At 68.5% G+C, this 26,296-nt stretch carries 24 protein-coding genes, 1 tRNA gene and 3 pseudogenes; 22 read left to right on the top strand and 6 right to left on the bottom strand.

The features are described 5' to 3' along the window. Positions 1-68 precede the first annotated feature (68 nt). From ftsW to polA, 15 genes and pseudogenes are all read left to right on the top strand, one after another. Positions 69-1,232 (top strand): putative lipid II flippase FtsW, encoded by a 1,164-nt coding sequence (ftsW, locus tag AAEX57_RS04280; RefSeq protein WP_342091028.1) that lies wholly within the window; start codon positions 69-71, stop codon positions 1,230-1,232. A 44-nt stretch (positions 1,233-1,276) separates the two neighbouring features. Beyond that, positions 1,277-2,452 (top strand): undecaprenyldiphospho-muramoylpentapeptide beta-N-acetylglucosaminyltransferase, encoded by a 1,176-nt coding sequence (gene murG / locus AAEX57_RS04275; RefSeq protein WP_342090979.1) that lies wholly within the window; start codon positions 1,277-1,279, stop codon positions 2,450-2,452. Then, positions 2,442-3,866 carry a UDP-N-acetylmuramate--L-alanine ligase gene (gene murC / locus AAEX57_RS04270; RefSeq protein WP_342090980.1) on the top strand — a complete coding sequence of 475 codons (1,425 nt, stop codon included), beginning with the start codon at positions 2,442-2,444 and terminating at the stop codon, positions 3,864-3,866. Before murG ends, murC begins: the two co-directional genes overlap by 11 nt. Continuing rightward, the gene (locus AAEX57_RS04265; RefSeq protein ID WP_342090981.1) at positions 3,866-4,612 is read left to right on the top strand and encodes a cell division protein FtsQ/DivIB; all 747 of its coding nucleotides are present in this window, start codon (positions 3,866-3,868) and stop codon (positions 4,610-4,612) included. Before murC ends, AAEX57_RS04265 begins: the two co-directional genes overlap by 1 nt. Before the next feature lie 216 nt (positions 4,613-4,828). After that, entirely contained in the window at positions 4,829-6,070 is a 1,242-nt protein-coding gene (gene ftsZ, locus AAEX57_RS04260) for a cell division protein FtsZ (RefSeq protein WP_342090982.1), read from the top strand. 194 nt (positions 6,071-6,264) lie between these two features. After that, positions 6,265-7,035 (top strand): polyphenol oxidase family protein, encoded by a 771-nt coding sequence (locus AAEX57_RS04255; protein WP_342090983.1) that lies wholly within the window; start codon positions 6,265-6,267, stop codon positions 7,033-7,035. Positions 7,036-7,382: 347 nt separating this feature from the next. Then, positions 7,383-7,667: pseudogene (locus AAEX57_RS16210) on the top strand (cell division protein SepF); the annotation flags it as partial. Positions 7,668-7,810: 143 nt separating this feature from the next. Further along, a complete protein-coding gene (locus AAEX57_RS04245; RefSeq protein ID WP_342090985.1) occupies positions 7,811-8,863 on the top strand; it encodes a DivIVA domain-containing protein in 1,053 nt (350 codons plus the stop codon). A gap of 174 nt (positions 8,864-9,037) precedes the next feature. Beyond that, positions 9,038-9,460 (top strand): TraR/DksA family transcriptional regulator, encoded by a 423-nt coding sequence (locus AAEX57_RS04240; protein WP_342090986.1) that lies wholly within the window; start codon positions 9,038-9,040, stop codon positions 9,458-9,460. 59 nt (positions 9,461-9,519) lie between these two features. Next, positions 9,520-9,972: a signal peptidase II gene (gene lspA, locus AAEX57_RS04235; RefSeq protein WP_342090987.1), complete on the top strand. Its 453-nt coding sequence runs from the start codon at positions 9,520-9,522 to the stop codon at positions 9,970-9,972. Further along, the gene (locus AAEX57_RS04230; RefSeq protein WP_342090988.1) at positions 9,969-10,889 is read left to right on the top strand and encodes an RluA family pseudouridine synthase; all 921 of its coding nucleotides are present in this window, start codon (positions 9,969-9,971) and stop codon (positions 10,887-10,889) included. The genes lspA and AAEX57_RS04230 overlap by 4 nt, the downstream gene beginning before the upstream one ends. Before the next feature lie 113 nt (positions 10,890-11,002). Continuing rightward, complete coding sequence (gene pyk / locus AAEX57_RS04225) at positions 11,003-12,433, top strand: pyruvate kinase (RefSeq protein ID WP_342090989.1); 1,431 nt, start codon at positions 11,003-11,005, stop codon at positions 12,431-12,433. Positions 12,434-12,558: 125 nt separating this feature from the next. Next, positions 12,559-12,641 (top strand) — tRNA-Leu (locus AAEX57_RS04220). 159 nt (positions 12,642-12,800) lie between these two features. Beyond that, positions 12,801-13,406 (top strand): ANTAR domain-containing response regulator, encoded by a 606-nt coding sequence (locus AAEX57_RS04215; RefSeq protein ID WP_342090990.1) that lies wholly within the window; start codon positions 12,801-12,803, stop codon positions 13,404-13,406. 472 nt (positions 13,407-13,878) lie between these two features. Further along, complete coding sequence (polA, locus tag AAEX57_RS04210) at positions 13,879-16,599, top strand: DNA polymerase I (RefSeq protein WP_342090991.1); 2,721 nt, start codon at positions 13,879-13,881, stop codon at positions 16,597-16,599. A gap of 20 nt (positions 16,600-16,619) precedes the next feature. Here the strand turns inward: polA and AAEX57_RS04205 are convergent, their stop codons facing one another. Continuing rightward, positions 16,620-17,423, bottom strand: a complete 804-nt coding sequence (locus AAEX57_RS04205; protein WP_342090992.1) for a class F sortase — start codon at positions 17,421-17,423, stop codon at positions 16,620-16,622. Positions 17,424-17,707: 284 nt separating this feature from the next. Between AAEX57_RS04205 and rpsA the strand changes: the two genes are divergently transcribed. Next, entirely contained in the window at positions 17,708-19,168 is a 1,461-nt protein-coding gene (rpsA, locus tag AAEX57_RS04200) for a 30S ribosomal protein S1 (RefSeq protein WP_342090993.1), read from the top strand. Between the two features lie 159 nt (positions 19,169-19,327). Continuing rightward, the gene (locus AAEX57_RS04195; protein WP_342090994.1) at positions 19,328-20,317 is read left to right on the top strand and encodes an alpha/beta fold hydrolase; all 990 of its coding nucleotides are present in this window, start codon (positions 19,328-19,330) and stop codon (positions 20,315-20,317) included. A gap of 99 nt (positions 20,318-20,416) precedes the next feature. Here the strand turns inward: AAEX57_RS04195 and AAEX57_RS04190 are convergent, their stop codons facing one another. From AAEX57_RS04190 to AAEX57_RS04180, 3 genes and pseudogenes are all read right to left on the bottom strand, one after another. Further along, positions 20,417-20,779, bottom strand: coding sequence for a hypothetical protein (locus AAEX57_RS04190; protein ID WP_342090995.1), 363 nt, complete (start codon positions 20,777-20,779; stop codon positions 20,417-20,419). Next, a complete protein-coding gene (locus tag AAEX57_RS04185; protein ID WP_342090996.1) occupies positions 20,776-20,973 on the bottom strand; it encodes a hypothetical protein in 198 nt (65 codons plus the stop codon). Before AAEX57_RS04185 ends, AAEX57_RS04190 begins: the two co-directional genes overlap by 4 nt. 65 nt (positions 20,974-21,038) lie before the next feature. Further along, positions 21,039-21,197, bottom strand: a pseudogene (locus AAEX57_RS04180) (ATP-binding cassette domain-containing protein); the annotation flags it as partial. 264 nt (positions 21,198-21,461) lie between these two features. Here AAEX57_RS04180 and AAEX57_RS04175 point away from each other — a divergent pair. The 5 genes and pseudogenes from AAEX57_RS04175 to uvrB all read left to right on the top strand — a co-directional run bounded on the left by AAEX57_RS04175 (position 21,462) and on the right by uvrB (position 25,536). Next, positions 21,462-21,827, top strand: a complete 366-nt coding sequence (locus tag AAEX57_RS04175; protein WP_342090997.1) for a hypothetical protein — start codon at positions 21,462-21,464, stop codon at positions 21,825-21,827. 42 nt (positions 21,828-21,869) lie between these two features. Further along, positions 21,870-22,055, top strand: a pseudogene (locus AAEX57_RS04170) (response regulator transcription factor); the annotation flags it as partial. A 9-nt stretch (positions 22,056-22,064) separates the two neighbouring features. Further along, positions 22,065-22,688 carry a dephospho-CoA kinase gene (coaE, locus tag AAEX57_RS04165; RefSeq protein ID WP_342090998.1) on the top strand — a complete coding sequence of 208 codons (624 nt, stop codon included), beginning with the start codon at positions 22,065-22,067 and terminating at the stop codon, positions 22,686-22,688. Positions 22,689-22,811: 123 nt separating this feature from the next. Continuing rightward, positions 22,812-23,363, top strand: coding sequence for a hypothetical protein (locus AAEX57_RS04160; RefSeq protein ID WP_342090999.1), 552 nt, complete (start codon positions 22,812-22,814; stop codon positions 23,361-23,363). 82 nt (positions 23,364-23,445) lie between these two features. After that, positions 23,446-25,536, top strand: a complete 2,091-nt coding sequence (uvrB, locus tag AAEX57_RS04155) for an excinuclease ABC subunit UvrB (protein WP_342091000.1) — start codon at positions 23,446-23,448, stop codon at positions 25,534-25,536. A 27-nt stretch (positions 25,537-25,563) separates the two neighbouring features. On the opposite strand, the gene AAEX57_RS04150 is transcribed toward uvrB, so the two are convergent. Both AAEX57_RS04150 and AAEX57_RS04145 read right to left on the bottom strand, forming a co-directional pair. Further along, positions 25,564-25,956 carry a TA system VapC family ribonuclease toxin gene (locus AAEX57_RS04150; protein WP_342091001.1) on the bottom strand — a complete coding sequence of 131 codons (393 nt, stop codon included), beginning with the start codon at positions 25,954-25,956 and terminating at the stop codon, positions 25,564-25,566. Continuing rightward, a complete protein-coding gene (locus AAEX57_RS04145; protein ID WP_342091002.1) occupies positions 25,953-26,183 on the bottom strand; it encodes a hypothetical protein in 231 nt (76 codons plus the stop codon). The genes AAEX57_RS04150 and AAEX57_RS04145 overlap by 4 nt, the downstream gene beginning before the upstream one ends. Positions 26,184-26,296 lie beyond the last annotated feature (113 nt).

The raw sequence follows: 26,296 nt of genomic DNA, 5'->3' as shown, positions 1-26,296 counted from the left end.
GCGGGGCCACCGCGCTGCAGCCGCCGCCTACCCGCTGGAGCCTGATCGGCGACGCCCTGGCCCGCCCGATGGCCTCCTGGTACCTGGTGCTGGTCTCCTCGGTGCTGCTGCTGGGGCTGGGGGCGCTGATGGTGCTCTCCAGCTCCTCGGTCTACTCGTCGGCGATGTACCAGGGCAATCCGTACTACTTCGCCAAGCGCCAGCTGCTCTTCCTGGTGATGGGCCTGCCGATCGCCTGGTGGTTGAGCCGCCAGCAGGAGGGCCGGCTCAAGCAACTGGGCTGGGTGGGCTTCATCGGATCGCTGGTGCTGCTGCTGGCCATCTTCGTGCCCGGCCTGGGCAGCGACGCAGGCAAGGGCAACAATGCCTGGCTGCGCCTGGGCCCGATCACCATCCAGCCGTCGGAATTCGCCAAGCTGGGCCTGGTGATGTGGTCGGCCGCGCTGGTCAGTGCCAAGCAGAAGGTGCTGCACCGGCCCAAGGAGCTGGTGCCACTGCTGATCGGTTTTGGTCTGGTGGAGGTCCTGGTGCTGGCGCAGAAGGACCTGGGCACCGCCCTGGTGATCGGCGCCATCATCTTCGCGATCCTGTTCGTGATCGGAATCCCGATCCGGCTGTTGGGGGCCCTGCTCTGCGTGGGGCTGCTGGTGGTGGCCGGCATGGTGGTCACCAGCCCCAACCGGATGACCCGCATCCTGGCCTTCCTGCCCGGCTTCGACGACGACCCGACGGCCTCGGCGCAGCCGATGGCGGCCATCTACGCGCTGGCCTCCGGCGGCTGGTGGGGGCGTGGTCTGGGTGGCTCCCGGCAGAAGTGGGGCAACCTGAACGACGGCGCCCAGAACGACTTCGTCTTCGCCGTGATCGGTGAGGAGCTGGGCCTGATGGGCACCCTGACGGTGCTCGCGCTCTTTGCCGTGCTGGGCTACGCCGGGCTGCGGATCGCGATGCGGGCCGACTCCATCTTCATCCGGGTGCTGGCCGCCGGCACCACCTGCTGGATCATGTTCCAGGCCCTGGTCAACATGGGGGTGGCGATGAAGCTGCTGCCGGTGGTGGGGGTTCCGCTGCCCTTCATCTCCTACGGTGGTTCCGCGCTGATGGCCAACCTGTTCGCCGTCGCCATCCTGCTGGCCTGTGCCCGGCAGGAACCCGCGGCGCGCAAGGCCCGGGCCCGCAAGGCTGGCGGCCCGCGACCCAAGGTCACTACCGTGGTGGACGGAGGGCGCTGAGGGTGCCCGGCCACGTCAATCCAACTGAGGCCCCCAGGAGCAGCATGTCCGAGACCAATCCCACCCGGATCGTCCTGGCAGGTGGCGGCACCACCGGCCACATCGCGCCGATGATCGCCACCGCCGAGGCCCTGGCCCGGATGCAGCCGGGGGTGCAGCTGGCCTGCATCGGCACCGCGAAGGGTCTGGAGACCCGGCTGGTGCCGGCCGCCGGGCTGCAGCTGGAGTTGATCCCGCCGGTGCCGATGCCGCGCAAGCCCACGCTGGAGCTGGCCCGGGTTCCCGGAAGGCTGGCGGGCTCGGTGAGGCGGGCCGGCCAGATCCTGGACGCGCACCAGGCGCAGGCGGTGGTTGGCTTTGGCGGCTATGTCTCCATGCCCGCCTACCTGGCCGCGCGGCGCCGCGGCCTGCCGGTGGTGATCCACGAGGGCAATGCGGTGCCCGGTCTGGCCAACAAGGTGGCCGCCCGCTTCGCCCGTCGGGTGCTGACCAGTTTCCCCGGCACCACCCTTCCGCGACGCGAGCAGGTGGGGCTGCCGGTGCGTCGTGAGCTGAGCGAGCTGGCCGTCGCCGGCCGGCAGGGCCGTCGGGCCGCCGCCCGGCAACAGTTCGGTCTGGATCCCGAGCGCCCCACCCTGCTGGTCACCGGCGGTTCGCAGGGCGCCCGCAGCATCAACACCGCCACCCTGGCCGCCCGCGACGAGCTGTTGGCCGCCGGGGTGCAGATCCTGCACATCTGGGGCCCGAAGAACTTCACCGACGACCTGACGGTGGTGCGGGACCAGGGATCCGGCGCCGCCTACCATCCAGTCGGCTATGTGGACGGCATGGAGAATGCCTACGCCGCGGCGGACATGATGGTCAGCCGTTCCGGTGCCGGCACGGTCTTCGAAGCGGCGATCACCGCGCTGCCCACCATCTTCGTGCCGCTGCCGCACGGCAATGGCGAGCAGGCCCGCAATGCCGCGGATCTGGTGGCCGCCGGGGGCGGGGTGCTGGTGCCCGACGCGGAGCTGGACGGCGCACGGTTGGCCCGCGAGGTGCTCGGCCGGATCAACGACGCCGAGGTCCTGGCCACGATGGGCCGGGTGGGCCCCACCATGTTCGACGCCGACGCGGCCGATGCGGTCGCCCGGATCGTGCTGGACTGCGCGCGGGATGCGCGCAAGCGTCGCGGGGAGCAGAACCCCACGACAGAAGGAGGGAACCATGTTGCGTGAACCCGTCGCGGTGGAGCCGGCCGACCAGGTTGGTCCCGTGCACTTCATCGCCATCGGCGGCGCCGGGATGAGCGGCATCGCGCAGCTCTACCACGATCTGGGGGTGGAGGTCTCCGGCTCCGACCAGGCCGATTCGCCGGCGCTGCGCCAGCTGTCCCACCAGGGGATCCGCACCCACGTCGGGCATGACGCCGCCCAGCTGGGCGATGCCCGCACCGTGGTGGTCTCCTCCGCCATCCGGGAGGACAACCCGGAACTGATGGCCGCCCGGCAGCGGGGGCTGCGGATCTGGCATCGCAGCGCAGCCCTGGCTGCGCTGATGCTGGGCCGCGAGGCGGTCTCCATCGCCGGCACCCACGGCAAGACCACCACCACCGGGATGACGTCGGTGATGTTGACCGAGGTGGGTGCCGACCCGTCCTATGTGATCGGCTCCCCGCTGGCCAGCACCGGCAAGTCCGCCCACCTGGGTGGGGGAGCGGCCTTCGTGGTGGAGGCCGACGAGTCCGACGGCACCTTCCTGCAGTACCCCACCACCATCGCCGTGGTGACCAATGTGGAGGCCGACCACCTGGACAACTGGGGCACCGCCGAGGCCTACCACGCCGGCTTCACCCGTTTCGCGACGGGTGAGCACGTCCGGGCCGTGGTGCTGGACGGCGACGATCCGGTGGCCGCCACGCTGGGCGACGAGCTGCGGGCCCAGGGCCGCACCGTGCTGGCCTATGGTGAGCGCCCCGGCTGCGAGGTGCAGCTCTCCGAGCTGGACTATGAGGGCACCACCGCCTCGGCAACCATCAGCCACGACGGGTGGAGCGGGCGGCTGCAGCTGCAGGTGCCAGGCCGTTACAACCTGGGCAATGCCGCCGCGGCCTTCGCCGTCGGTCGGCTGCTGGGCCACGACCCCGACGCCCTGGCCCGGGCCGCGGGCAGCTTCACGGGGACGCTTCGCCGCTTCCAGCTGGTTGGCGAGGTGGACGGGGTGCGGGTCTTCGACGACTACGCCCATCACCCCACCGAGATCCGCGCCGCCCTGACCGCCGCCCGCAAGGCGGCCGACCAGGGCCGGGTGGTGGCCTGCTTCCAGCCGCACCTGTTCAGCCGCACCCGGGACTTCGCCGACGAGTTCGGCCAGGCCCTGGCGCTGGCCGACCTGGTGGTGATCACCGACGTCTACGCCGCCCGGGAGGATCCGATGGAGGGCGTCGACGGGACGCTGGTGCAGAATGCCGCCCTGCAGGCCGGGGCCGACGCCGTGTACGTGCCCAACAAGGCCCATCTGCCCTCCGCACTGGCCGAGCTGGTACGTCCCGGTGACCTGGTGATGACCCTGGGTGCCGGCGACGTCACCCTGGTGGGCCCGCTGCTGGTGGACCAGCTGCATGCCCGGCCGGCCGCCGGGGAAAGGGACTGATGGCGCCCGCGAGTTCCCGGCCCCGTCCCGCCACCCCCACCGACGTCAGTGAGGCGATCGCCCGCCGCCGTCGGGCGGAGAATCGTCGGCGAACCCTGACGATGGCGGGTGTCGCGTCGCTGGTTTTGCTGGCGCTCGCGCTGGTCTGGCTGGTGCGGTTCAGCCCGGTCCTGGCGGCCCGCACGGTGGAGGTGAGTGGCACCAGGCTGGTCAGCCAGCAACAGGTCACCGACGCTGCCCAGGTGCCGCTGGGCACGCCCCTGGCCCGGCTGGACACCGCCCCGATCGCGCAGCGGGTGGCCGACCAGCTGACCCCGGTGGGCGAGGTGCACGTCAGCACCAGGCTGCCGGGAACGGTGAAGATCGAGGTGATCGAACGCAGCGCCGTCTACCTGCGACGCAGCGGAACGGTGTACCAGTCCGTGGACGCGGCCGGGGTGATCTTTGCCACTGCCGACAAGCCCGCCAAGGGCGCCGTGGTGGCCGAGACCAGCACCGTCGAGAACCGGCTGCTGGCCGACGTCGCCACCGTGATCACCGCCCTGCCCACCGAGGTGCGCGGTCAGGTGACCAGGGTGCAGGCCGCGGGCCCCGACCGGATCGTGTTGACCCTTGCCAAGGGGCAGACGGTGGTCTGGGGGAGCGCCGCGGCCTCCGAGCAGAAGGCCCAGGTGCTGGTGGCGCTGCTGGGCCAGAAGGCCACCATCTTCGACGTCAGTTCGCCGGGCAGCCCCACCACGCGTTGACCCTCAACCCTCAACCTCGAGCGTCACCTCGGGGTAGGGCTCAAGGCTTGGTTGAGACTCTCACCGCCCAGCCCTTGAGCTGTTGGACAGGACTTTTGCCCACCTCATAGCCTGTGTGAGTCAACCGACCCGTCGTCCGATGGTTGTCCGCATCCCGCTGGGGCGGCGCAGGGTCGGCAGCTCCGTGTACGTGAACAGAATTGAGGCGGGATCCCCGTGGCGAGTGCTTCGCAGAACTATCTGGCAGTGATCAAGGTCGTCGGCGTGGGTGGCGGCGGCGTCAACGCCGTCAACCGGATGATCGAGGCCGGCCTCAAGGGCGTCGAGTTCATCGCGATCAACACCGACGCCCAGGCCCTGCTGATGAGCGACGCGGACGTGAAGCTCGACGTGGGTCGTGAGCTGACCCGCGGTCTGGGCGCCGGCGCCGACCCGGACAAGGGTCGCCAGGCCGCGGAGGACCACTCCGAGGAGATCGAGGAGACCCTGCGCGGTGCGGACATGGTGTTCGTCACCGCGGGCGAGGGTGGTGGCACCGGTACCGGTGGCGCCCCCGTCGTCGCCAAGATCGCCCGCTCGATCGGCGCGTTGACCATCGGCGTCGTCACCCGCCCCTTCTCCTTCGAGGGCAAGCGTCGCTCCACCCAGGCGGAGGAGGGCATCGCCCGCCTGCGCGAAGAGGTCGACACCCTGATCGTCATCCCCAACGACAAGCTGCTGCAGATGACCGACCACCAGGTCGCCATCCTGGACGCCTTCAAGCAGGCCGACCAGGTGTTGATGCAGGGTGTCTCCGGCATCACCGACCTGATCACCACCCCCGGCGTGATCAACCTCGACTTCGCCGACGTGAAGTCCGTGATGAGCAATGCCGGCTCCGCTCTGATGGGCATCGGTTCGGCCCGCGGCGAGGATCGTGCCCGCGCCGCCGCCGAGCTGGCCATCAACAGCCCGCTGCTGGAGACCTCGATCGACGGCGCGCACGGCGTGCTGCTCTCGATCGCCGGTGGTTCGGACCTGGGCCTGTTCGAGGTCTCGGCCGCCGCCAACCTGATCGAGGCCGCGGCGCACGACGAGGCCAACATCATCTTCGGCACCATCATCGACGACGGCCTGGGCGACGAGGTGCGGGTCACCGTGATCGCCGCCGGCTTCGACGGTGGCGCCCCGCCCCGCCGCCAGCCCGGCATCCAGCGTTCGCCCGGCCTGAATGTCAACGGCACCCGCAACACGCCGCTGACCCCGCCCAGCGCCAACAATGTGCCCACCGCCACTCAGGTGGCGCGCGGCCCGCAGGTGATGGGTTCGGCCAACCCGCCGGCCCAGCAGCAGCCCAGCAACCCCTACGCCCACCAGGCGCAGCCGTCGCAGCAGCAGCCCACCGGCTTCGAGTCGGCCCGCACCCCGCGGCCCGCCGAGGACGACAACGACCTGGACATTCCCGACTTCCTGAAGTGACGTGACGTCCGCCTGATCCACGTCCGGCCCACCTCGATCGAGGTGGGCCGGACGCATTTTCCGCTCGGCGGGTTGGAGGGCTGCACAAAATGGCAGCGTTTTGAGGATTTGAACGTGTCACATCAGTTTCTGTGTCCGCCAGGCTGCCATTCTGGGCGTCGTGAGGCGCTGGCGGCCCCGCCTATCATGGGCCCATGTTCAGCCACCTGATCCGCCCGAGCGACGCCAGCCCGGTGGGTGTCGCCTTCACCGATCGCGAGGGTGGTTTCAGCGTCGGCTCCCTGGCCTCATTGAACCTGGGCCGTACCGACGTCGACGACCCGGCCCTGTTGGAGCGCAATGGCCGGGCCGTGTCCGACGAGTTGGGCCTGGACACCCTGGTGGCCCTGCACCAGGTGCACGGCACAGAGGTGCTCACCGTGGATCGGGCTTTCCTGGCCGGCTGGGGCCCGACGCACTGGCTGGGGGAGACCGCCGGCCTTCCCCCGCTCCCGGTTGCCGACGCGGCGGTGACGGCGTTGCCGGGAGTCGCGCTGATGATCCGGGTGGCGGACTGCGTCCCGGTGCTGCTGGCCGATCCCGACGCGGGGGTGGTCGGCGGCGCGCATGCGGGTCGGGTTGGTTTCGACCAGGGGGTGCTGGCGGCCACCGTCGAGGCGATGCGGGGCCTGGGAGCCACGGCGATCACCGCCTGGATCGGGCCGCACGTCTGCGGCGACTGCTACGAGGTGCCGTCGGCCATGGCCGACGACGTCGAGTCCCGCAACCCGGGAACGGCGGCCACCACCCGGTGGGGAAGTCCTTCGCTGGACCTTGGGATCGGCTGCGAACGGCAACTGCTGCGGCTCGGCGTGCGCGTGGAGCGTCGTGATCCCTGTACGCTCACCACTTCGAGCCTGCACTCGCATCGTCGGGACGGCGCGGGGGCCGGGCGGCAGGCGGGCATCATTTGGCGCGTGTCGTGAAGCCCCGTACGGCACCTGCCGCGCGCAGCAGGTAACCTCGTCGATGACGTCATTCAGGAGGGCACATGTCGGACAGCAGCATGAAGAAGGTGGGCAAGTGGCTCGGCCTCATTGAGGATTCGCGCTACGACTACGAGGAGGACGGCGAGCTGACCGAAGAGGTCTTCAGCGACGACAAGAACGAACCCTCGCAGATCACCTCGCTGCCGGATCGTCGTCCCGTCGTCCAGCAGCCGGTCCAGTCCGAAGTCCAGCAGCGCACCCCCCAGGCGGTCACCGTGAATCCCAACCCTGCCGCCTCCGGCGCCACCGCGGCCAAGCCGGCCAGTGATCCGGCGCGCACCACCGCGGACCTCACCCGGATCATCACCGTGCACCCGCGCACCTACAACGAGGCGCGCACCATCGGTGAGCACTACCGGGACAATGTGCCGGTGATCATGAACCTCTCGGAGATGGAGGATGCCGACGCCAAGCGTCTGGTCGACTTCGCGGCCGGGCTGATCTTCGGCCTGCGCGGCACGATCGAGCGGGTCACCAGCAAGGTCTTCCTGCTCTCCCCGCAGAATGTCACCGTCACGGCGGAGGACAAGGAACGGATCGCCGCCGGGGGCTTCTTCAACCAGAGCTGAGCGCGGCAGCTGAGCACCCGCGGAACGTTCCGCATTCTCTGGTGCGCGTCTTGGCCGCTGGAGTAGCCTGTCGGCATGCCCCGATGCGGGGATGAGGATGCCCCGGAACGGGGCCTGAGAAGCCACTGAGCTGGGAGTACCACATGACGCTGACCCTTGAGGACGTCAAGAACGTTCGTTTCCCGATCGCCAAGCGCGTGGGCGAGGGCTACCGTGCCACCGAGGTGGACGACTTCGTCGACAAGGTTGATGTCACCTTCGCGACGCTGCTCGAGGAGAACGAGCGGATGAAGGCCCAGATCGAGTCCTTCGACGGCGACGCTGTGGCCGACGAGTCCGATCTGGCCGCGGAGAATGCCCGGCTGAAGGCTGAGCTGGACCAGGCCCGCACCGCGCCGGTCGCCCCGGTGCAGGGTGAGGAGGAGCCCCAGCAGGCGCCCGTCGCCCTGGCCGCCGGGCAGGATGACGCCGAACTGGAGCGGCTGCGCGAGGAGAATGCCGGTCTGCGCGAGCAGCTTGACGGGGTCCGCGCCGAGCTGGAGCAGGCCCGCCAGTCCACCGGCCTGACCGTGATGGATTCCGGTGATACCAAGGTGGAGAAGATCGTCGTCTCGACCGCCGCCCAGGCCAGCCCCGCCGTGACCCGTCTGGTGCAGCTGGCCACCGAGCAGGCCGAATCCGTGGTCTCCGATGCCGAGGCGGAGGCCGCTCGCAAGCTGGCCGAGGCCGAGCGCACCGCGCATGACCTCACCACCGACGCCCAGACCCGGGCGGACCACATCCAGTCGGAGGCACGGGTCAATGCCGACGAGATGACCGCCAAGGCCAAGGCCGAGGCCGAGCGGCTCACCACCGAGGCAAAGGCCAATTCGGATCGGGTGAACACCGACGCCGAGGCGCGACGGGTGGAGCTGTTCAGCAAGCTGGAGGCCGAGCGCGACCAACTGCTCACCAAGGTCGACCACCTGCGCAGCTTCGAAGGTGACTACCGCAGCAACCTGGTGGCGCACTTCGCGCGCCAGACCGAGCTGGTCCAGTCGGAGAAGCTGGAGCCCTCCACCGCGCCGGAACTGCTTGCCGAGCCGCGTCCGAGCGCCCCGACGGCGGGCCAGCCCGGCGCCCAGGAGCAGGCCGCGGACGCGCCCGCCGCCACCTCCACCCCGCGACTGGATGCCCTGCTGAACGACGCCAACTGAGGCGTCCACCGGAGCGAGAACGGGCCCCGGCACCTGATTGGGTGCTGGGGTCTGTTTTGTCGTGCAGGCGCCGGGTTGACAGCTGGTGTATCTTCGCAGGTCAGACGGCAAAGAAGTTTGTCACCGATGATTGGGTGTCGCACCGGCGGTGCCCACAGCCGAGGAGCAGTGCAGATGGCCACCAGCAAGACCCAGACGGAGCAGATGGTGCTGCCCGTCCGTGACGGCGAAGACCCGTGGACTCCGGAAGAGGTTGCGGAGGTTCGCGAAGAGCTGGTCAGCGAGATCGAGCGGATGGAGAAGGCCATTCAGGTGGCCGAGGCCGAGCTCGCCGGGCTGATGCGGGAGGGCACCGACGGTGCCGGGCGGGATCCGGCCGATGTGGGCTCCTCGAACTTCGAGCGCGACCAGGAGATGAGCCTCGCGCAGAATGCGCGCGAGATGCTGGAGCAGTCGCAGCTGGCGCTGGGCCTGTTTGACAAGGGCCAGTACGGGCTGTGCGAGAACTGCGGCCAGCCGATCGGCAAGGCCCGCCTGCAGGCCTTCCCCCGCGCCACCATGTGCGTCGCCTGCAAGCAGCGCGAGGAACGACGATAACCAGCGCATCCGAGCCCGAGGCGTCGGCCGGGCGGACGCCCGGCCCCGCCCGCCGGGCGATGGCGGCAACGGCGCTTGCCGGTCTTGCACTGGACCAGCTGACCAAGTACCTGGCCGTTGAGCACCTGGACCCACAACGGCCGGTGCGGGTGATCGGCGAGCTGCTGCAACTGCACCTGATCCGCAATCCCGGCGCCGCCTTCTCCTTGGGCGACGGCTCGACGCTGCTGATCAGTCTGTTGGCGGTGGCCGCCACCCTGGCCATGCTGCTGGTGGTGGCCCCGCGGGTGCGCACCGTCGGCGCCGGATTGCTGGCCGGCCTGGCTACGGCCGGGATCACCGGCAACCTGGTGGACCGGTTGGTCCGCCCGCCGTCGCCGTTGCAGGGGCACGTGATTGACTTCTTCCAGCTGCCGCATTTCGCGATCTTCAATGTCGCGGACATCTTCATCACCGGTACCGCCGCGATCCTGGTCTGGCAGGCCTTCCGTGGCGAGGAGGAGCATTCATGAGCGTCCTGCTGGTTCCCGACGGCCTCGACGGTGACCGGATCGACGCCGCTGCCGCCCGGATGACGGGCCTGTCCCGCTCCCGGATCGCCGATCTGGTGGAGGCCGGGGCGGTCCGCTTGGACGGTACGACGGTGGACAAGCCCTCGACCAAGGTGCGTGTTGGCGCCATGCTGGAGGTGGATCTGGAGGCGGTCCCCAGTGGCGTGCAGGTCACCCCGCAGGAGGTCGAGGGTGTCGGCATCGTGCACGACGACCGGGACATCGTGGTGGTGGACAAGCCCGTCGGGGTGGCCGCCCACCCCTCGCTCGGCTGGGAGGGGCCCAGTGTGGTGGAACACCTGGCCGGGGCGGGGTTCCGAATCTCCACCAGCGGGGCGCAGGAGCGGCAGGGGATCGTCCAGCGGCTCGACGTCGGCACCTCGGGCCTGATGGTGGTGGCCAAGAGCGAGCGGGCCTACACCCTGCTGAAGCAGGCCTTCCGGGACCGCACGGTGAGCAAGACCTACCACGCGCTGGTGCAGGGCCATCCAGATCCCTTCGAGGGCACCATCGACGCGCCGATCGCCCGGCATCCCGGTTCGGAGTGGAAGATGGCGGTCGTCGAGGGCGGGCGTCGCTCCATCACCCACTACGAAACCCTGGAGGCGCACCGCGCCGCCACCCTGCTGAAGATCCATCTGGAGACCGGCCGCACCCACCAGATCCGGGTGCACATGGCCGCGATCAAGCATCCCTGCGTCGGGGATCCCACCTATGGTGCGGATCCGGTGCTGGCCGCCAAATTGGGCCTGGAGCGGCAGTGGTTGCACGCGGTGGAGCTCGGCTTCACCCACCCGGGGACGGGGGAGTGGGTCACCTTCACCTCCGACTATCCGGCCGATTTGCAGCACGCGCTGGAGCTGGTTCGCGCCTGGTGACGCGCTCGCCCAACATGTCCGGCGCACGTCCAGCATGTGATGGGCAGTTGAACAGCCCACCCCCAAGACCTGCTCTCACAGAATGCACAGGAGCGCTCGGGTAGGGTGGGCACGTGCGTAGAGCTAAGATTGTTTGCACGCTCGGGCCGGCTGTTTCCAGCCCCGAGCGTATGGAAGAACTCGTCAACGCGGGCATGGATGTCGCCCGCCTCAACATGAGCCATGGTGATTACCCGGAGCACGAGAAGCGGCTCAGCATGACTCGGGAGGCCGCCAAGAAGACGGGCCGCACCATTGGTGTGCTGGCCGATCTTCAGGGGCCGAAGATCCGACTCGGTCGGTTCGCCGAGGACAAGGTGATGCTCACCTATGGGCAGACCTTCACCATCACCACCGATGACATCCAGGGCGACGTCAACCGTTGCTCCACCACCTTCAAGGGTCTACCGGGTGACGTCAACCCCGGTGACAGCATCCTGATCGACGACGGTCGGATCGGCCTGGAGGCCATCGAGGTCACCGCCACCGACGTGGTCTGCAAGGTCACCGTCGCCGGCCCCGTCTCCAACAACAAGGGCATCAACCTGCCCGGCGTCGCCGTCAGCGTTCCCGCCCTGAGCGAGAAGGACGAGTCGGATCTGCGCTGGGCGCTGGGCAAGGGCGTCGACATGATCGCCCTGTCCTTCGTCCGCAATGCCGAGGACATCCAGCGTGTCCACGAGATCATGGACGAGGAGGGTCGCCGGGTCCCGGTGATCGCCAAGCTGGAGAAGCCGCAGGCGATCGAGAACCTGGACGCCATCATCGACGCCTTCGACGCCTTCATGGTCGCCCGTGGTGACCTGGGCGTCGAGCTTCCGCTGGAAGAGGTCCCCCTGGTGCAGAAGCGGATCGTCCGCGCTGCCCGCAAGTGGGCCAAGCCGGTGATCGTCGCCACGCAGATGCTGGAGTCGATGATCTCGGCCCCGCGGCCGACCCGCGCCGAGGCCTCGGACGTCGCCAATGCCATCCTGGATGGTGCCGATGCGGTGATGCTCTCCGGCGAGACCTCGGTGGGCGCCTACCCGATCGAGACGGTGCGCACGATGGCCAACATCGTGACGAACACCGAAGAGCACGGCATGAGCAAGATCAACGAGATCGACTGGGATCCGCACACCACCGGTGGCGTGATCGCCAAGGCCGCCGCCGAGGTTGCCGAGCGGATCGGGGCCAAGTACCTGGTGGCCTTCACCAAGTCCGGTGACACCGCCAAGCGGCTCTCCCGGCTGCGCTCACCGATCCCGATGCTCTGCTTCACCCCCGACGAGTCCACCCGCCAGACCATGACCCTGACCTGGGGCATGACGGCCAGGATCACCCCCGAGTTCACCGACCCGGAGGAGATGGTTCGTGCGGTGGAGAAGATCCTGCTGGATGAGGGCGTCGTCCAAGTGGGGGACTACATCGTGATCGTCTCCGGCTCCCCGATGGGTGTGCCCGGCAAGACCAATTCACTGCGGGTGCACAAGATCAAGGCACCGGCGATGGACTCGCACCACTGAGTCAGCGCCACGAAGTCTCTTCTCGACGGGTGCCGCCCAAGCCTCTGGGGGGCACCCGTCGGTCATGCGCCGGGGCCGTGTGCCCCAGTGGCGGGCAGAGTGTGGCAGAATTGGTCCGCCCCCCGGCCCGGGTGGCGGAATGGCATACGCGGACGGCTCAAACCCGTCTGGTCTCACGACCGTAGGGGTTCGACTCCCCTCCCGGGCACAACGATGATGAATTTTTGTGGTCAGACCCACACGTGGACTCGAACTCTGGGAAACTTGGCTTTGGGTCACGCCAGAGCACGGCGTAGTGTGAGCGATAAACAATGGTTTGACCTTGGAAATCCCCCAAATGTGAAACAGCACAACGCAAGGACGCAACGTGACGAACGAAGCAGGTAGCAGCCGCCCCCGACCCCGCGTCCTGGTTGCCGAGGATGAGGCGCTGATCCGAATGGATCTGGTGGAGCTCCTTGGTGACGAGGGCTACGACGTCGTGGGCCAGGCCGGCGACGGCGAGGCCGCGATCGAGCTGGCGCGCGAGCTCCAGCCCGACCTGGTGGTGATGGACGTGAAGATGCCCAAGATGGACGGCATCACCGCGGCCGAGAAGATCGCCGAGGAACGGATTGCTCCCGTCGTCATGCTCACCGCCTTCAGCCAGCGTGACCTGGTGGAGCGCGCCCGCGAAGCCGGCGCCATGGCCTACGTCGTCAAGCCCTTCGACGCCTCCGATGTGGTGCCCGCCATCGAGATCGCCATGGGGCGCTTCCAAGAGATCCGCGCAGTCGAGGACGAGGTGCAGGACCTGGAGGAACGACTGGCCTCCCGCAAGGCCGTCGACCAGGCCAAGGGGATGCTGCAGGAAGGGCTCGGTCTGAGCGAGCCCGAGGCCTTCCGCTGGATCCAGAAGACCGCGATGGACCTGCGGATCAGCATGCGCGAGGTGGCCGAGAAGGTCATCGCCCAGGGCAAGACAAAGAAGTAACCATCGGGGGCTGCCGCCCCCGAACCCCCCCCACCGAACTCGCTGCGGCTTCGCCTTCGCTCGTTGTCGGTGCGTTGAGTTCGCTTCGCTCACGCGTATCCCTTTGAGTGCGCCTTCGGCGCCCACCCTCGCAGGCTCGGGTGGCATCGCGGCAATGGTCTGGGGTCCTCCGGCTCTTAACTGGTTGCACCATTGACTGGCAGACAATTGCCGCGATGGGTTTTCCCGAGGGTTCGCTACGGCTCACGCTCAGGGGTCGGCCGGAGGCAGGGACGCGACCACGGTGGCCGAGCCTGTGGAGGCCCCTCAACCACGACGGACGGCTCCCGCTCACCACGATGCACCCCGGAGTGCCACTGTGCAGGCGCTGGATCGGATGCATCGTGACAGGTGGACGTGCACCGTGGGCGACGAGCACGGGCTCGGACGGCGTCGGTGATTTTTGTCGGTGGCGCCTACTAGAGTCGCCTGCGTGACTGACGACGTGACCGCCCGCCCCAAACTCCTGCTGATCGATGGCCATTCGGTGGCCTATCGGGCCTTCTTCGCGCTGCCGGTGGAGAACTTCGCCACCAGCACCGGGCAGCACACCAATGCCGTCTACGGCTTCACGTCGATGCTGATCAACCTGCTGCGGGACGAGGCGCCCACCCATCTGGCCGTCGCCTTCGACCTGTCCCGGGTGAGCTTCCGCACCGAGAGCTACCCCGAATACAAGGCCACCCGCTCCGCCTCGCCCGACGAATTCAAGGGCCAGGTCACGCTGATCCAGGAGGTGCTGACCGCGCTCAACATCCCCTTCGTCACCAAGGAGAACTACGAGGCCGACGACGTCATCGCGACGCTGAGTACCCGGGCCACCGCCGCGGGCTTCGACACCCTGGTGGTCACCGGCGACCGGGACGCCATGCAGCTGGTGAATGACCACGTCACGGTGCTCTACCCCAAGAAGGGCGTCAGCGACCTGGCGCGGATGACCCCGTCCGCGGTGGAGGAGAAGTACCTGGTCGCGCCGGCCGTCTACCCCGAACTGGCGGCGCTGGTGGGGGAGACCAGCGACAACCTGCCCGGCGTGCCCGGCGTCGGCCCCAAGACCGCCGCCAAGTGGCTCGGCCAGTACGAGGGTCTGGAGAACCTGGTCCGACGCGCCGACCAGGTGCCCGGCAAGGCGGGCCAGAGCTTCCGTGACCACCTGGCCGACGTCCAGCGCAACCGGCAGCTCAACGCCCTGGTGCGGGATCTGGAGCTGCCCGTCGGCCCCGGCGAACTGGAGCGACGTGACTGGAACCGCGAGGCGGTGCACGAACTGTTCGACCAGCTGGAGTTCCGGGTGTTGCGGGACCGGCTGATCGAGTACTTCCCGGAGGACGAGGCCACCGCCGAGGGCGGCTTCGAGCTGGCCGGGGAGGTGCTCAGGCCCGGCGAGCTTGCCGGGTGGCTGGCCGAGCACGGCCACGGCGAGGTCACCGGCATGGACGTGATCGGCAAGTGGACCGCCGGCAGTGGGGACATCACCGCCCTGGCGCTGGCGGCCGACGACGGCGCGGCCTGCTGGTTCGCCACCGCGGACCTGCTGCCCGGTGACGATGCCGCCCTGGCCGCTTGGCTCGCCGACGAGGCCACCCACAAGGCCATCCATGAGGCCAAGGGCCCGACGCTGGCCTGCTGGGCCCGCGGCTGGGAGTTGCGGGGCGTCACCTGCGACACCCTGCTGGCGGCCTACCTGCTCAAGCCCGACCAGCGCAGCTACGGCCTGGCCGACCTCACCCTGCGGCACCTCAAGCGGGAGTTGCGGGTGGACGTCGGCGAGCCCGACGAAGCCGCCGACGCCGTAGAGCAGGAGTCACTATTCGAGCTGGGTGACGATGACTCCGGCAGCGACGAGGCCGCTCAGGCCTCCATGGTGCGGGCCCGGGCCGTGATCGACCTGGCGCAGGCGCTGACGGCCGAGCTGGATTCCCATGGGGGCGCCAGTCTGCTGGGCGAGGTGGAGCTGCCCCTGCTGGGCACCCTGGCCCGGATGGAGCGGCTCGGGATCGCCGTCGACGTCGACCACCTGGAGGAATTGCGCAGCGACTTCGACGCCAAGGTGCTGGACGCCGAACAGTCCGCCTACGAGACCATCGGCAAGCAGATCAACCTGGGCTCCCCCAAACAGTTGCAGGGGGTGCTCTTCGACGATCTGGACATGCCCAAGACCCGCAAGACCAAGAGCGGGTACACCACCGACGCCGAGGCCCTGGAAAGTCTCTACGCCAAGACCGAGCACCCCTTCCTGGAACATCTGCTGGCGCACCGCGACGCGATCCGGCTGCGGCAGACCGTCGACGGGCTGCTCAAGTCCGTCGCCAGCGACGGACGGATCCACACCACCTATGTGCAGACCATCGCCGCCACCGGCCGGTTGAGCTCCACCGAACCCAACCTGCAGAACATCCCGATCCGCACCGAGGCCGGCCGCCGGATCCGGGAGGCCTTCGTCGTCGGCAAGGGCAACGAGTGCCTGATGACCGCCGACTACTCCCAGATCGAGATGCGGATCATGGCGCACGTCTCCGGCGACGCGCAGCTGATCGAGGCCTTCCGCAGCGGCATGGACTTCCACTCCGTCACCGCCGCCAAGGTCTTCGACGTACCCGCCGACGCGGTGACCGGGGAGCAACGCGCCAAGATCAAGGCGATGAACTACGGCCTGGCCTATGGCCTGTCCGCCTTTGGGCTGAGCAATCAGCTGGGGATTGCCGTCAGCGATGCGAAGTCCCTGATGGAGGACTATTTTGCCAGCTTCGGCGGGGTGCGGGACTACCTGCAGGGCGTCGTGGCCCAGGCCCGCAAGACCGGTTACACCGAGACCCTGCTGGGCCGACGCCGCTACCTCCCCGACCTGAACTCATCCAACCGGCAGCGCCGGGAGATGGCCGAGCGGATGGCGCTCAACGCCCCGATCCAGGGCTCGGCCGCGGACATGATCAAGGTGGCGATGCTCGACGTCGAATCCGCCCTGACCACCCAAGGGCTGGCCAGCCGGATGCTGCTGCAGGTGCACGACGAACTGGTGCTGGAGGTGGCGCCGGGGGAGCGGGAGGCCGTCGAGGCCCTGGTGCGGGACAAGATGGGCCACGCGATGGATCTGGACGTGCCGTTGGATGTCAGCGTCGGCACCGGACGCAGCTGGCATGACGCCGCCCACTGAGCCGCCCCGGTGACCGGTGGTCAGGCAGCCAGCGGCTCCGCGTAGTAGACCACCCGGGAATCCCAGAACTTGCGGGCGGCATCCCAGTCCCAGCAGATCACGATGGCAAGCATCGGCCTGCCCGCGGTGTCATAGACCGCTGTGGACCTGGGGTCGTAGTCCTTCACCCACAGCTTGGCCTGCTTGGTGTAGCGGTAGCACAGCGTCTTGCCCGACGCGTCGGTGACCCGGATCAGATCGCCCAGCTTCAGCCCGGACGAGCTGTCGTGCAGGGCATTGCCCAGGGCGCCGCCCTTGTGGAAGGTGTGCGCGGTGAGCACCACCTTGCCCTGCGACGATCCGGGCTGGGGGCCGCCGTTGAACCAGCCCACGCTGTGCGGCTGGTCGAAGGGCGGTGTCTTGACGCTGCCGTCGTCGGCCATCCCCAGACTGAGCACGGGGGAGTCAGCGGTGACGTCGCCCATGGTGATCCGGGTGGGGACGATCGGGCTGGCCGCTGTGGCGCAGCCGTCCGGCAATGGGCCGCTGGCAGTGCCCGTGCTGGCACCGGTGGACGGGGTGGCCGCCGGGGCGCTCCCGGAGTTCTTGGCCGTGGGGGCACCAGTGGTCGGCGACGCACTGGTCGTGGTGGGGGACGTGGCCACCGAGTTCTGGGTGGGGGTGGTCCCGCGGCTGGGGCGCTCAGCCGGCGCTGGCGTGGTGGTGGACGGGGCAGTGGGTGCCCGGACCGCGACGTCCTGTTCCAAGGAGCGCCACCAGAGCATCAGGGTCAGCAGCGCGAAGACCAGCGCCAGCACCGCCACCAGGAGCCGAGAGCGTTGCATGATGGGTTCCCTCCCCGTCGGGTGATCGACGGTTGCCCCGAACCGTCTGGTCGAGACTATCCAGCCGCCGGGGGAAGTCGTGGGACGTCGGCCTGGCCCGGATTGACCCTTCAGCAGGACGAAAGATAGGCTGTTGGGGCGCTGTGGTCTGCGCATCCTCGGACGGAGCAGGCTGTGCTCGTCGTGTCGTGTTCATTCGCCGGAAGCAATTCCGGCCCGATCCTGGCCCGACGGAGGGCCACGGAGTACCCACGACACACAAATCCATTACGGAGTCCTACTACATGACCTCCTCCACTGAGGCCTCTCCTCAGGTTGCCATCGACGATTTCGGTTCGCCCGAGGCCTTCATGGCCGCCATCGATGCCACCATCAAGTACTTCAACGACGGCGACATCGTCACCGGCACCGTCGTCAAGGTCGACCGTGACGAGGTTCTCCTCGACATCGGCTACAAGACCGAAGGCGTCATCCCCTCCAAGGAACTCTCCATCAAGCACGACGTCGACCCCTTCGAGGTCGTCAGCGTCGGCGATGAGATCGAGGCCCTGGTCCAGACCAAGGAGGACAAGGAAGGCCGCCTGATCCTGTCCAAGAAGCGCGCACAGTACGAGCGCGCCTGGGGCACCATCGAGAAGATCAAGGAAGAGGACGGCGTCGTCACCGGCTCCGTCATCGAGGTCGTCAAGGGCGGCCTGATCGTCGACATCGGCCTGCGTGGCTTCCTGCCCGCCTCCCTGGTGGAGATGCGTCGCGTCCGCGACCTGCAGCCCTATGTCGGCCAGGAGCTCGAGGCCAAGATCATCGAGCTGGACAAGAACCGCAACAACGTCGTGCTGTCGCGTCGTGCGTGGCTGGAGCAGACCCAGAGCGAGGTTCGCCAGAACTTCCTCACCCAGCTGCAGAAGGGCCAGGTCCGCAAGGGCGTCGTGTCCTCCATCGTCAACTTCGGTGCCTTCGTGGATCTGGGTGGCGTCGACGGCCTGGTGCACGTCTCCGAGCTGTCCTGGAAGCACATCGACCACCCGAGCGAGGTCGTCGAGGTCGGCATGCCCGTCACCGTCGAGGTGCTGGACGTCGACATGGACCGCGAGCGCGTCTCCCTGTCGCTGAAGGCCACCCAGGAAGATCCGTGGCAGACCTTCGCCCGGATGCACCAGATCGGCCAGATCGTGCCCGGCAAGGTCACCAAGCTGGTTCCCTTCGGCGCCTTCGTGCGTGTCGAGGAGGGCATCGAGGGTCTGGTGCACGTCTCCGAGCTGGCCGAGCGCCACGTGGAGATCCCGGAGCAGGTTGTCACCGTCAACGACGAGGTCATGGTCAAGATCATCGACATCGACCTCGAGCGTCGCCGGATCAGCCTCTCGCTGAAGCAGGCCAACGAGGGTGTCGACATCGCCGCTGACGACTTCGACCCGTCGCTGTACGGCATGACCGCCAGCTACGACGAGAACGGCAACTACATCTACCCCGAGGGCTTCGATCCGGAGACCAACGAGTGGAAGCCGGGCTTCGAGGAGCAGCAGCGCGCCTGGGAGGCCCAGTACGCCGAGGCCCAGGCCCGTTGGATGGCGCTCAAGAAGCAGGCCGAGGAGGCCGAGCAGGCCGACAAGAACGCCGCCGTCGAGACCACCAGCGCCGCGTCCTACTCCTCGTCGGCCCCGGTCGACGTCGAGCCCGAGGGTTCGCTGGCCTCCGACGAGGCCCTGCAGGCCCTGCGCGACAAGCTGTCGGGCAACGCCTGACACGCACCCTGAGCAGGAACACGAGGCCCCGAGCTGATGCTCGGGGCCTCGTGCCATTCCTGCCGCCCCGCTGAAGGAGCCCAGGGCTGATCGCTGAACGAGTCCGGGGCGGCTAATGTCTGTGCTGTGTATCCCCCGATCTCCCCCCACGATCACGGGATGCTGCAGGTCAGTCACGGCCACCAGGTGTACTGGGAAAGCTCTGGCAACCCTTCCGGCATCCCCGTCCTCTACCTCCATGGTGGCCCCGGCGGCACCCTCAAGCCCGGCTATCGACGACACTTTGACCCCGACAAATACCTTGTCATCGGCCTGCAGCAGCGCGGCGCCGGACGCAGCACCCCCCATGCCGCCTCCGACGAGCACGATCCGCAGACCAACACCACCGCACACCTGCTGGCCGACATCGAGGCCCTGCGCAGCCACCTGGGCATCGACCGCTGGCTGGTCTGCGGCGTCTCCTGGGGCAGCACCCTGGCCCTGCACCACGCCCTGGCCCAGCCCGACCGCGTACTGGGGCTGGTGCTGGTGGCGGTCACCACCACCAGCCCGGCCGAGGTGGACTGGATCAGCGAGGGCGTCGGCATGCTCTACCCCGAGGCCTGGGAGCGGTTGGCCAACATCGTCACGAGCCACACCGGCTGGCGTCCGGGCCAGGGCCGGTTGGTGACGGCGTTGGCGGATGCTCTGGACTCACCGGATCCGACGGTCCTGATCGAGCTGGCGGTGGCCTGGATGAGCTGGGAGCAGACCCACATCCAGATCGGTCTGCCCGCCGACCAGCTGCGTCCCGTCGGGCTGTGCGAGAAGCCGGTGGCCGAGCAGATCGGCTTCACCCGCCTGGTAAGCCACTACTGGAGTCACCACGCCGCGCTCGATCCGGCCTGGGTGCCCGATGGCGGGCTGCTGCCGCACCTGGGACGGCTCGCCGGCCTGCCGATCTGCATGATCCACGGCCGTCGCGACGTCTCCGGCCCGGTCAGCACCCCCTGGGCGATCAAGGAACAGTTGCCCGAGGCCCAACTGCACATCGTCGAATCCGAAGGCCATGGCGGCGAGCGGATGATGGAGCTGTGGTGCCGCGCCGCCGACTCCTTCGCCGAACGGCGCGACTTCAGCCTGCTGACCGTCTCAGCCCACCACTCGTAGCCGCTCCATCGTCGGTCGTCGTCCCTCGGCAATGGCCGGGACGACGACCGACAGCACGGTGGTGGCCAGGGTCACCAGACCCATCGCGCCCAGCAGCAGTCACGGCCCGCGGCCGACGGCCGTCCACGGGGGCAGACCGGCGCCCGCCCCGGTGACCACCAGGCCGATCACGGTGAGGGTGGCGGCGAAGAGCCAGGACGATGCAGCGTGCAACACCCCTTCGAGCAGCACCACCGCGGAGACCTGACCGGGCCGGGCGCCCGTCGAGGCCAACAGCGCACCATCCCGCGAGCGTTCCCGGCCCAGCATGGCGATATTGGCCACCCCACCCACCCAGCAGACCAGGAAGACCAGGCCGAAGGCGACGGTGATCTCCGCAACATCCACCTCTCTGCTGACCAGGTTTCCCGTCCCGTAGCAGACCCCCACCACGGACATGGCCAGGGCGAAGGGGAAGGTCATCGTCGTCGTGGTGGCGGCCCGCAGCCGTGCGGTGCGGCCGGCCACCCGCCACGCGACGCCGGGGATCGGCCCACCGCCTTCCACAGCGCGTGTTCCCGGGCCCGGCAGCGCACCACCAGCCCGGCGGTGCTGGCCACCACCGCGGCGCCGGCCAGCAGGGTGAAGCCCACCACATTTCCGGTGACGGCCTGCACCCCAGTTCGGCGGGCAACGCCACATTCTGCGCGGCCGTGAGCGCCGAGATCAGGTTGTACTCCTGGAAGACGAAGCCGACGTGCGCGGCGCGGAAGGCGGCCAGCCGCTTCCTGGAGAGCGTCGTGGTGGGCTGGCCCAGCAGGTGAACCTGGCCCGCGGACGGCTGGTCCAGCCCGGCAATGCAGTGCAGCAGGGTGGACTTGCCGGAGCCGGAGGCGCCCATCACCGCGGTGAAGCTACCGGCCTCCAAGGCCAGATCCACCGCCAGCAACGCCTGGACCCGGTCCTTGGGGCGGCCGGGGATCGGATAGTGCCGACTCAGCCCGGCGGCCACAATCGAAGCTGTCGTGTTCATGGCTCCAGCACATCGTCTGCGGCGCCTCGGGTCACTGGGCCTGACCCTCCAACATGGTGGGGCCAGCCCCACCCTCAGCTGGTGGGGGCAGCTCCCTGTCGTCGGGACGGGTCGCTGACTAGGCTGGACGCCATGGCGATGGAGCAACCTGCGGGGTGGGGCGGCCGGGTGCGGTTGGCGCACTTCGAGCTGCTCTCCGGCCTGTTGTTCATCCCCTGGGTGGTGGCCAGCGGCTTCGCCGTGTTGGGGCTGCCCTGGTGGGCCCGCTGGTCGGGCGGCCTGGAGTGGCGACGTACCCGGCACGCGGGGGCGGATCTGCCGGTGGAGCCGCCGGGCCGGGGGTTGCGGCCCTTGGTGCTGCTGGGGGTCAGCCTGGCCGGCCATCTGGCGGCCTTCTGCCTGTTGACGGCGCTGGGTGGCTTGGGGCTTGGTCTTTTGGCGGCGCCGCTGGTGGTGTGGATCGCCCCGGCCGGCGCCGTCTACGACTTCGGCCTGTGACAACCGACCGGCGCCCAAGCGCCCTTGCTGGTGCCCCTCGGTCTGCTGGAGCTGATGGCCGAGGGCCTGTCCAACCAGCAGATCTGTGAGCGGCTCCACCTGTCGGTGGCCGCCGTCGGCAAGCACGTCGCCAACATCTTCGCCAAGCTGGGCCTGCCGCCGGGGCAGGACAATCGTCGGGTCCGCGCCGTGCTGGCCTGGCTGAGGGCCACCGGGGATCCCGGATAGGCTCGGCGCATGATTCGTGTGGGACTCACCGGCGGGATCGCGTCGGGGAAATCGGCCGTGGGCGCCGAGCTGCAGCGGCTGGGGGCGTTGGTGATCGATGCCGACCAGCTGGCGCGCGATGTGGTGGTGCCGGGCAGTTCCGGGCTGGCCGCCGTCGTCGAGCGCTTCGGCGACGACGTGCTGCTGCCCGACGGCAGCCTGGACCGTCCCGCCCTGGGACAGGTCATCTTCGACGACGGCCAGGCCCGGGCCGAGCTCAACGCGATCATCCACCCCCGGGTACGGGCCGCGGCCCGCTCGATCGAGGATCTGGTGGAGGATCCGTATGCCATTGTCGTGCACATGATCCCGCTGCTGGCCGAGACCGGTCAGGCGAAGCTCTTCGACGCCGTCATCGTGGTGGATGCCGACGAGAACCTGCAGCGGGAACGGCTGATGGCCCGCAATGGTTTCACCGCGGAGCAGGCGCAGGCCCGGATCGACGCCCAGGCCACCCGGGCCGAGAGGCTGAGCATCGCCGACTTCGTGATCCGCAATGACGCGGGCCTGGAAGAGCTGGCCGAGCGCACCCACGCCGTCTGGCACGAGCTGCTCAAGCGCAGGGGGCAGCAGGGCGACGGCTGCGGCTGCTGAGCACTGCTCAGCGGTTTGGTAACAGATTCTCAGGTGGTGGCTGCAACCCGCAGGAGATCCTCCTGCGTAGTGAGGATGGAGACGCGCAAAGGGCGCGCCCGAACCTCACCGAGGAGTTCAGCCATGCGCACCACCCGAACCACCCGCACCCTCGCAACAGCCGCCACTCTCGCCCTGGGCAGCAGCCTGCTGACCGCTGTGGCACCGGCCGAGGCGGCACCCATGTACTACGGCCAGGTGACCTCCAACACCCTGACCGTGCGCACCGCCCCCTCCCTGCGTGCCGCCAAGGACGGCTACTTCGGCAAGGAGAAGATCATGCTGGTGTGCAAGGTGCGCGGTGAGTCCGTACGCGGCAATGACATCTGGTACAAGGTTCCCGTCCAGGACGTGGGCTTCGTCTCCGCCCGCTACGTGCGCACTGTTGGCAAGACCCCGCGGTGGTGCACCGGCAACAAGGTGGCCGTGAAGGCCCTGGTCAACATTCCCGTCCGCAAGGCGCCGCTGACCGCCGCCGCGCAGGTGCGCACCGTGCGCAAGGGCAGCACGATCACCGCGATCTGCGCCGTCCCCTCCCAGCAGAAGAACAGCCCGCAGTGGTACTACCTGGGCGATGGCCGCTGGATCTCCTCCAAGTACCTGCGCCAGAACATGCCCACCTCACCCTGCAACTGATTGCCTCCCGACGCCGCCCCACCGCAGCCGATGGGGCGGCGTCCCGCATTTTCTGTCGGAGGCTCCTTGTAGCCTTCAAGACATGCGAGCAGTCGACGAGATCCAGCGGGTGGTTGCCCCGTTCACGATGCAGGCCGGCTTCGAGCCGTCGGGTGACCAGCCGGCCGCCATCGAGGACTTGGAGCGACGCATCCGGGCCGGGGAGCAGGATGTGGTGCTGCTGGGTGCCACTGGCACCGGCAAGACGGCCACCATCGGCTGGTTGACCGAGCGGCTGCAACGGCCGGTGCTGGTGATGCAGCCCAACAAGACCCTGGCGGCGCAGTATGCCAACGAGCTGCGGCAGTTCTTCCCGGACAATGCGGTGGAGTACTTCGTCAGCTACTACGACTACTACCAGCCCGAGGCCTATGTGCCGCAGACGGACACCTACATCGAGAAAGACTCGTCGCTGAACGAGGAGGTGGAGCGGCTGCGGCACTCCACCACCGCATCGCTGCTGACCCGTCGCGACGTGATCGTGGTGGCCACCGTCAGCGCCATCTACGGCCTGGGCACGCCCGAGGAGTACGTCGACCGGATGGTGCGGCTCAAGGTGGGCGAGGAGTACGAGCGCGAAGCGCTGCTGCGCCGGCTGGTGGAGATCCAGTACGCCCGCAATGACCTGGCCGGCACCCGCGGCACCTTCCGGGTTCGGGGAGACACCCTGGAGGTCTTCCCGATGTATGAGGAGAATGCCGTCCGGATCGAATTCTTCGGCGACGAGATCGAGGCGCTCTCCACCATGCACCCGCTGACTGGGGAGGTGCTGACCACGGATCAGGAGATGTACATCTTCCCCGCCACCCACTACGTGGCCGGACCGGAGCGGATGGAACGCGCCATCGCCAGCATCGAGGTGGAGCTCGAGGAGCGCCTGGCCGAGCTGCACCAGCAGAACAAGCTGCTGGAGGAACAGCGCCTGCGGATGCGCACCAGCTATGACATCGAGATGATGCGCCAGATCGGCACCTGCTCCGGCATCGAGAACTACTCCCGGCACATGGACGGCAGGCAGGCCGGCGAGCCCGCCCACACCCTGCTGGACTTCTTCCCTTCGGACTTCCTGCTGGTGGTGGACGAGTCGCACGTCACCATTCCCCAGATCGGCGGCATGTACGAGGGCGACGCCAGCCGCAAGCGCACCCTGGTGGACCACGGCTTCCGGTTGCCCAGCGCGCTGGACAACCGGCCGCTGCGCTTCGAGGAATTCGTCGAACGGATCGGGCAGACGGTCTACCTATCGGCCACCCCGGGCAATTATGAGCTGGCCCGCTCCGACGGCTTCGTCGAGCAGATCATCCGCCCCACCGGCCTGGTGGATCCGGAGATCATCGTCAAGCCCACCAAGGGCCAGATCGACGACCTGATGGGCGAGATCAAGCTGCGTACCGCCAGGAATGAGCGGATCCTGGTGACCACGCTCACCAAGAAGATGGCGGAGGACCTCACCGACTACCTGATGGAGAACGGGGTCCGCACCCGCTACCTGCACTCCGAGGTGGACACCCTGCGACGGGTGGAGCTGCTGCGCGAGCTGCGGATGGGCGAGTACGACGTGCTTGTGGGCATCAACCTGCTGCGCGAGGGCCTGGACCTGCCGGAGGTCTCCCTGGTGGCCATCCTCGACGCCGACAAGGAGGGCTTCCTGCGCTCTGACCGGTCGCTGATCCAGACCATCGGCCGCGCGGCGCGCAATGTGGCCGGCCAGGTGCACATGTATGCGGACAAGATCACGCCCAGCATGGAGCGGGCAATCGACGAGACCAATCGTCGCCGGGCCAAGCAGATCGCCTACAACAGCGAGCACGGAATCGATCCGCAGCCGCTGCGCAAGAAGATCGCCGACATCACCGACATGCTGGCCCGGGAGGATGCCGACACCGCCGAGTTGGTGAACAAGGCCAATCCGAAGGGGCGCAAGCTGAGCCAACCGGTGCCGCAACTGGGGGAGAAGCGGGCGCTGGACACGTCGAACATGGCGGTCACGGAGCTGGCCGACCTGGTGGAGGAACTCACCGAGCAGATGCACACCGCGGCCAAGGAATTGCAGTTCGAGCTGGCGGCGCGGTTGCGCGATGAGATCGGGGACCTGAAGAAGGAATTGCGCAGCATGATCGAGGCCACCAAGTAGGCCGAGCCCGGAAGGGACAGTGCGCCATCAGGGGATCAGTACCGCATCGGGCTGCCACATGGCAGCCAGTCCTTCGTCCAGGGTGGCCAGCCGAGCTCCCCGATGCCGGGCCAGGGCCACCAGGTAGGCGTCGGTGGCCTGTCGATGACCACGCAGCCTGCCCAGATCCAGCTGGGAATAGGACAGGTTGTCCTCCCAGAAGTGGTGGCGCGGGTCGGCCGCGATGCCTGCCAGGACGGTGCTGATGGTGCCAGTGGATTCGCCCAGGCGCAGCAGGTAGCGAACCAGGGCACCCTCCACGATGGGGCACACGGCATAGGACGGCACGGAGGAGAGCCAGGCGGCTGACCGTTCATGGTGGTCGTGCTCCCGCACGGTCAGTGCGATCAGGATGTTGGCATCCAGCAGGACGGTTGTCATTCCTGGTCCAGGAAGTCCGACACCTCGGCTGCCGTGACTCGTCGTCCGATGGAGATCACTGGGAGCCTGCTCACGGGGTCCGTCTGGACACGGACCGGCTCGTCCAGGGTCGCCAGGCCGCGAAGAGTGAGTTCCGAGAGCGTGGCGCTGATCGAACGGCCGCTGGCGGCGGCCAGCGCGCACACCCGGTCGTGTGCTGCGGCGGGGAGATCCACGGTGGTCCTCATGGTCACATCATAGGTGATGCAGCAGTGATGCAAGAGGCTGTGCGGAAATGGACGGTGCCCCGACAGCCATCGGATGATGGCCGGCGGGGCACCGGTACGTGCAGTAGAGCAGC

This window comes from Luteococcus sp. H91 (genome assembly GCF_038433135.1).
In the GTDB taxonomy this organism is placed as follows: domain Bacteria; phylum Actinomycetota; class Actinomycetes; order Propionibacteriales; family Propionibacteriaceae; genus Luteococcus.
Note: the sequence above shows the minus strand (reverse complement) of the source record. Positions and strands in the feature narration are given on the sequence as shown.

Coding starts and splice junctions, on each gene's coding strand:
- AAEX57_RS04145 (WP_342091002.1), bottom strand. CDS start 26,183: ATGAGGACCACCGTGGATCTCCCCGCCGCAGCACACGACCGGGTGTGC.
- rpsA (WP_342090993.1), top strand. CDS start 17,708: ATGACCTCCTCCACTGAGGCCTCTCCTCAGGTTGCCATCGACGATTTC.
- murG (WP_342090979.1), top strand. CDS start 1,277: ATGTCCGAGACCAATCCCACCCGGATCGTCCTGGCAGGTGGCGGCACC.
- AAEX57_RS04205 (WP_342090992.1), bottom strand. CDS start 17,423: ATGCAACGCTCTCGGCTCCTGGTGGCGGTGCTGGCGCTGGTCTTCGCG.
- AAEX57_RS04195 (WP_342090994.1), top strand. CDS start 19,328: ATGCTGCAGGTCAGTCACGGCCACCAGGTGTACTGGGAAAGCTCTGGC.
- lspA (WP_342090987.1), top strand. CDS start 9,520: ATGGCGGCAACGGCGCTTGCCGGTCTTGCACTGGACCAGCTGACCAAG.
- ftsW (WP_342091028.1), top strand. CDS start 69: ATGGCCTCCTGGTACCTGGTGCTGGTCTCCTCGGTGCTGCTGCTGGGG.
- uvrB (WP_342091000.1), top strand. CDS start 23,446: ATGCGAGCAGTCGACGAGATCCAGCGGGTGGTTGCCCCGTTCACGATG.
- AAEX57_RS04160 (WP_342090999.1), top strand. CDS start 22,812: ATGCGCACCACCCGAACCACCCGCACCCTCGCAACAGCCGCCACTCTC.
- AAEX57_RS04265 (WP_342090981.1), top strand. CDS start 3,866: ATGGCGCCCGCGAGTTCCCGGCCCCGTCCCGCCACCCCCACCGACGTC.
- AAEX57_RS04230 (WP_342090988.1), top strand. CDS start 9,969: ATGAGCGTCCTGCTGGTTCCCGACGGCCTCGACGGTGACCGGATCGAC.
- murC (WP_342090980.1), top strand. CDS start 2,442: ATGTTGCGTGAACCCGTCGCGGTGGAGCCGGCCGACCAGGTTGGTCCC.
- AAEX57_RS04240 (WP_342090986.1), top strand. CDS start 9,038: ATGGCCACCAGCAAGACCCAGACGGAGCAGATGGTGCTGCCCGTCCGT.
- AAEX57_RS04190 (WP_342090995.1), bottom strand. CDS start 20,779: ATGACCTTCCCCTTCGCCCTGGCCATGTCCGTGGTGGGGGTCTGCTAC.
- AAEX57_RS04245 (WP_342090985.1), top strand. CDS start 7,811: ATGACGCTGACCCTTGAGGACGTCAAGAACGTTCGTTTCCCGATCGCC.
- AAEX57_RS04175 (WP_342090997.1), top strand. CDS start 21,462: ATGGCGATGGAGCAACCTGCGGGGTGGGGCGGCCGGGTGCGGTTGGCG.
- coaE (WP_342090998.1), top strand. CDS start 22,065: ATGATTCGTGTGGGACTCACCGGCGGGATCGCGTCGGGGAAATCGGCC.
- AAEX57_RS04150 (WP_342091001.1), bottom strand. CDS start 25,956: ATGACAACCGTCCTGCTGGATGCCAACATCCTGATCGCACTGACCGTG.
- AAEX57_RS04255 (WP_342090983.1), top strand. CDS start 6,265: ATGTTCAGCCACCTGATCCGCCCGAGCGACGCCAGCCCGGTGGGTGTC.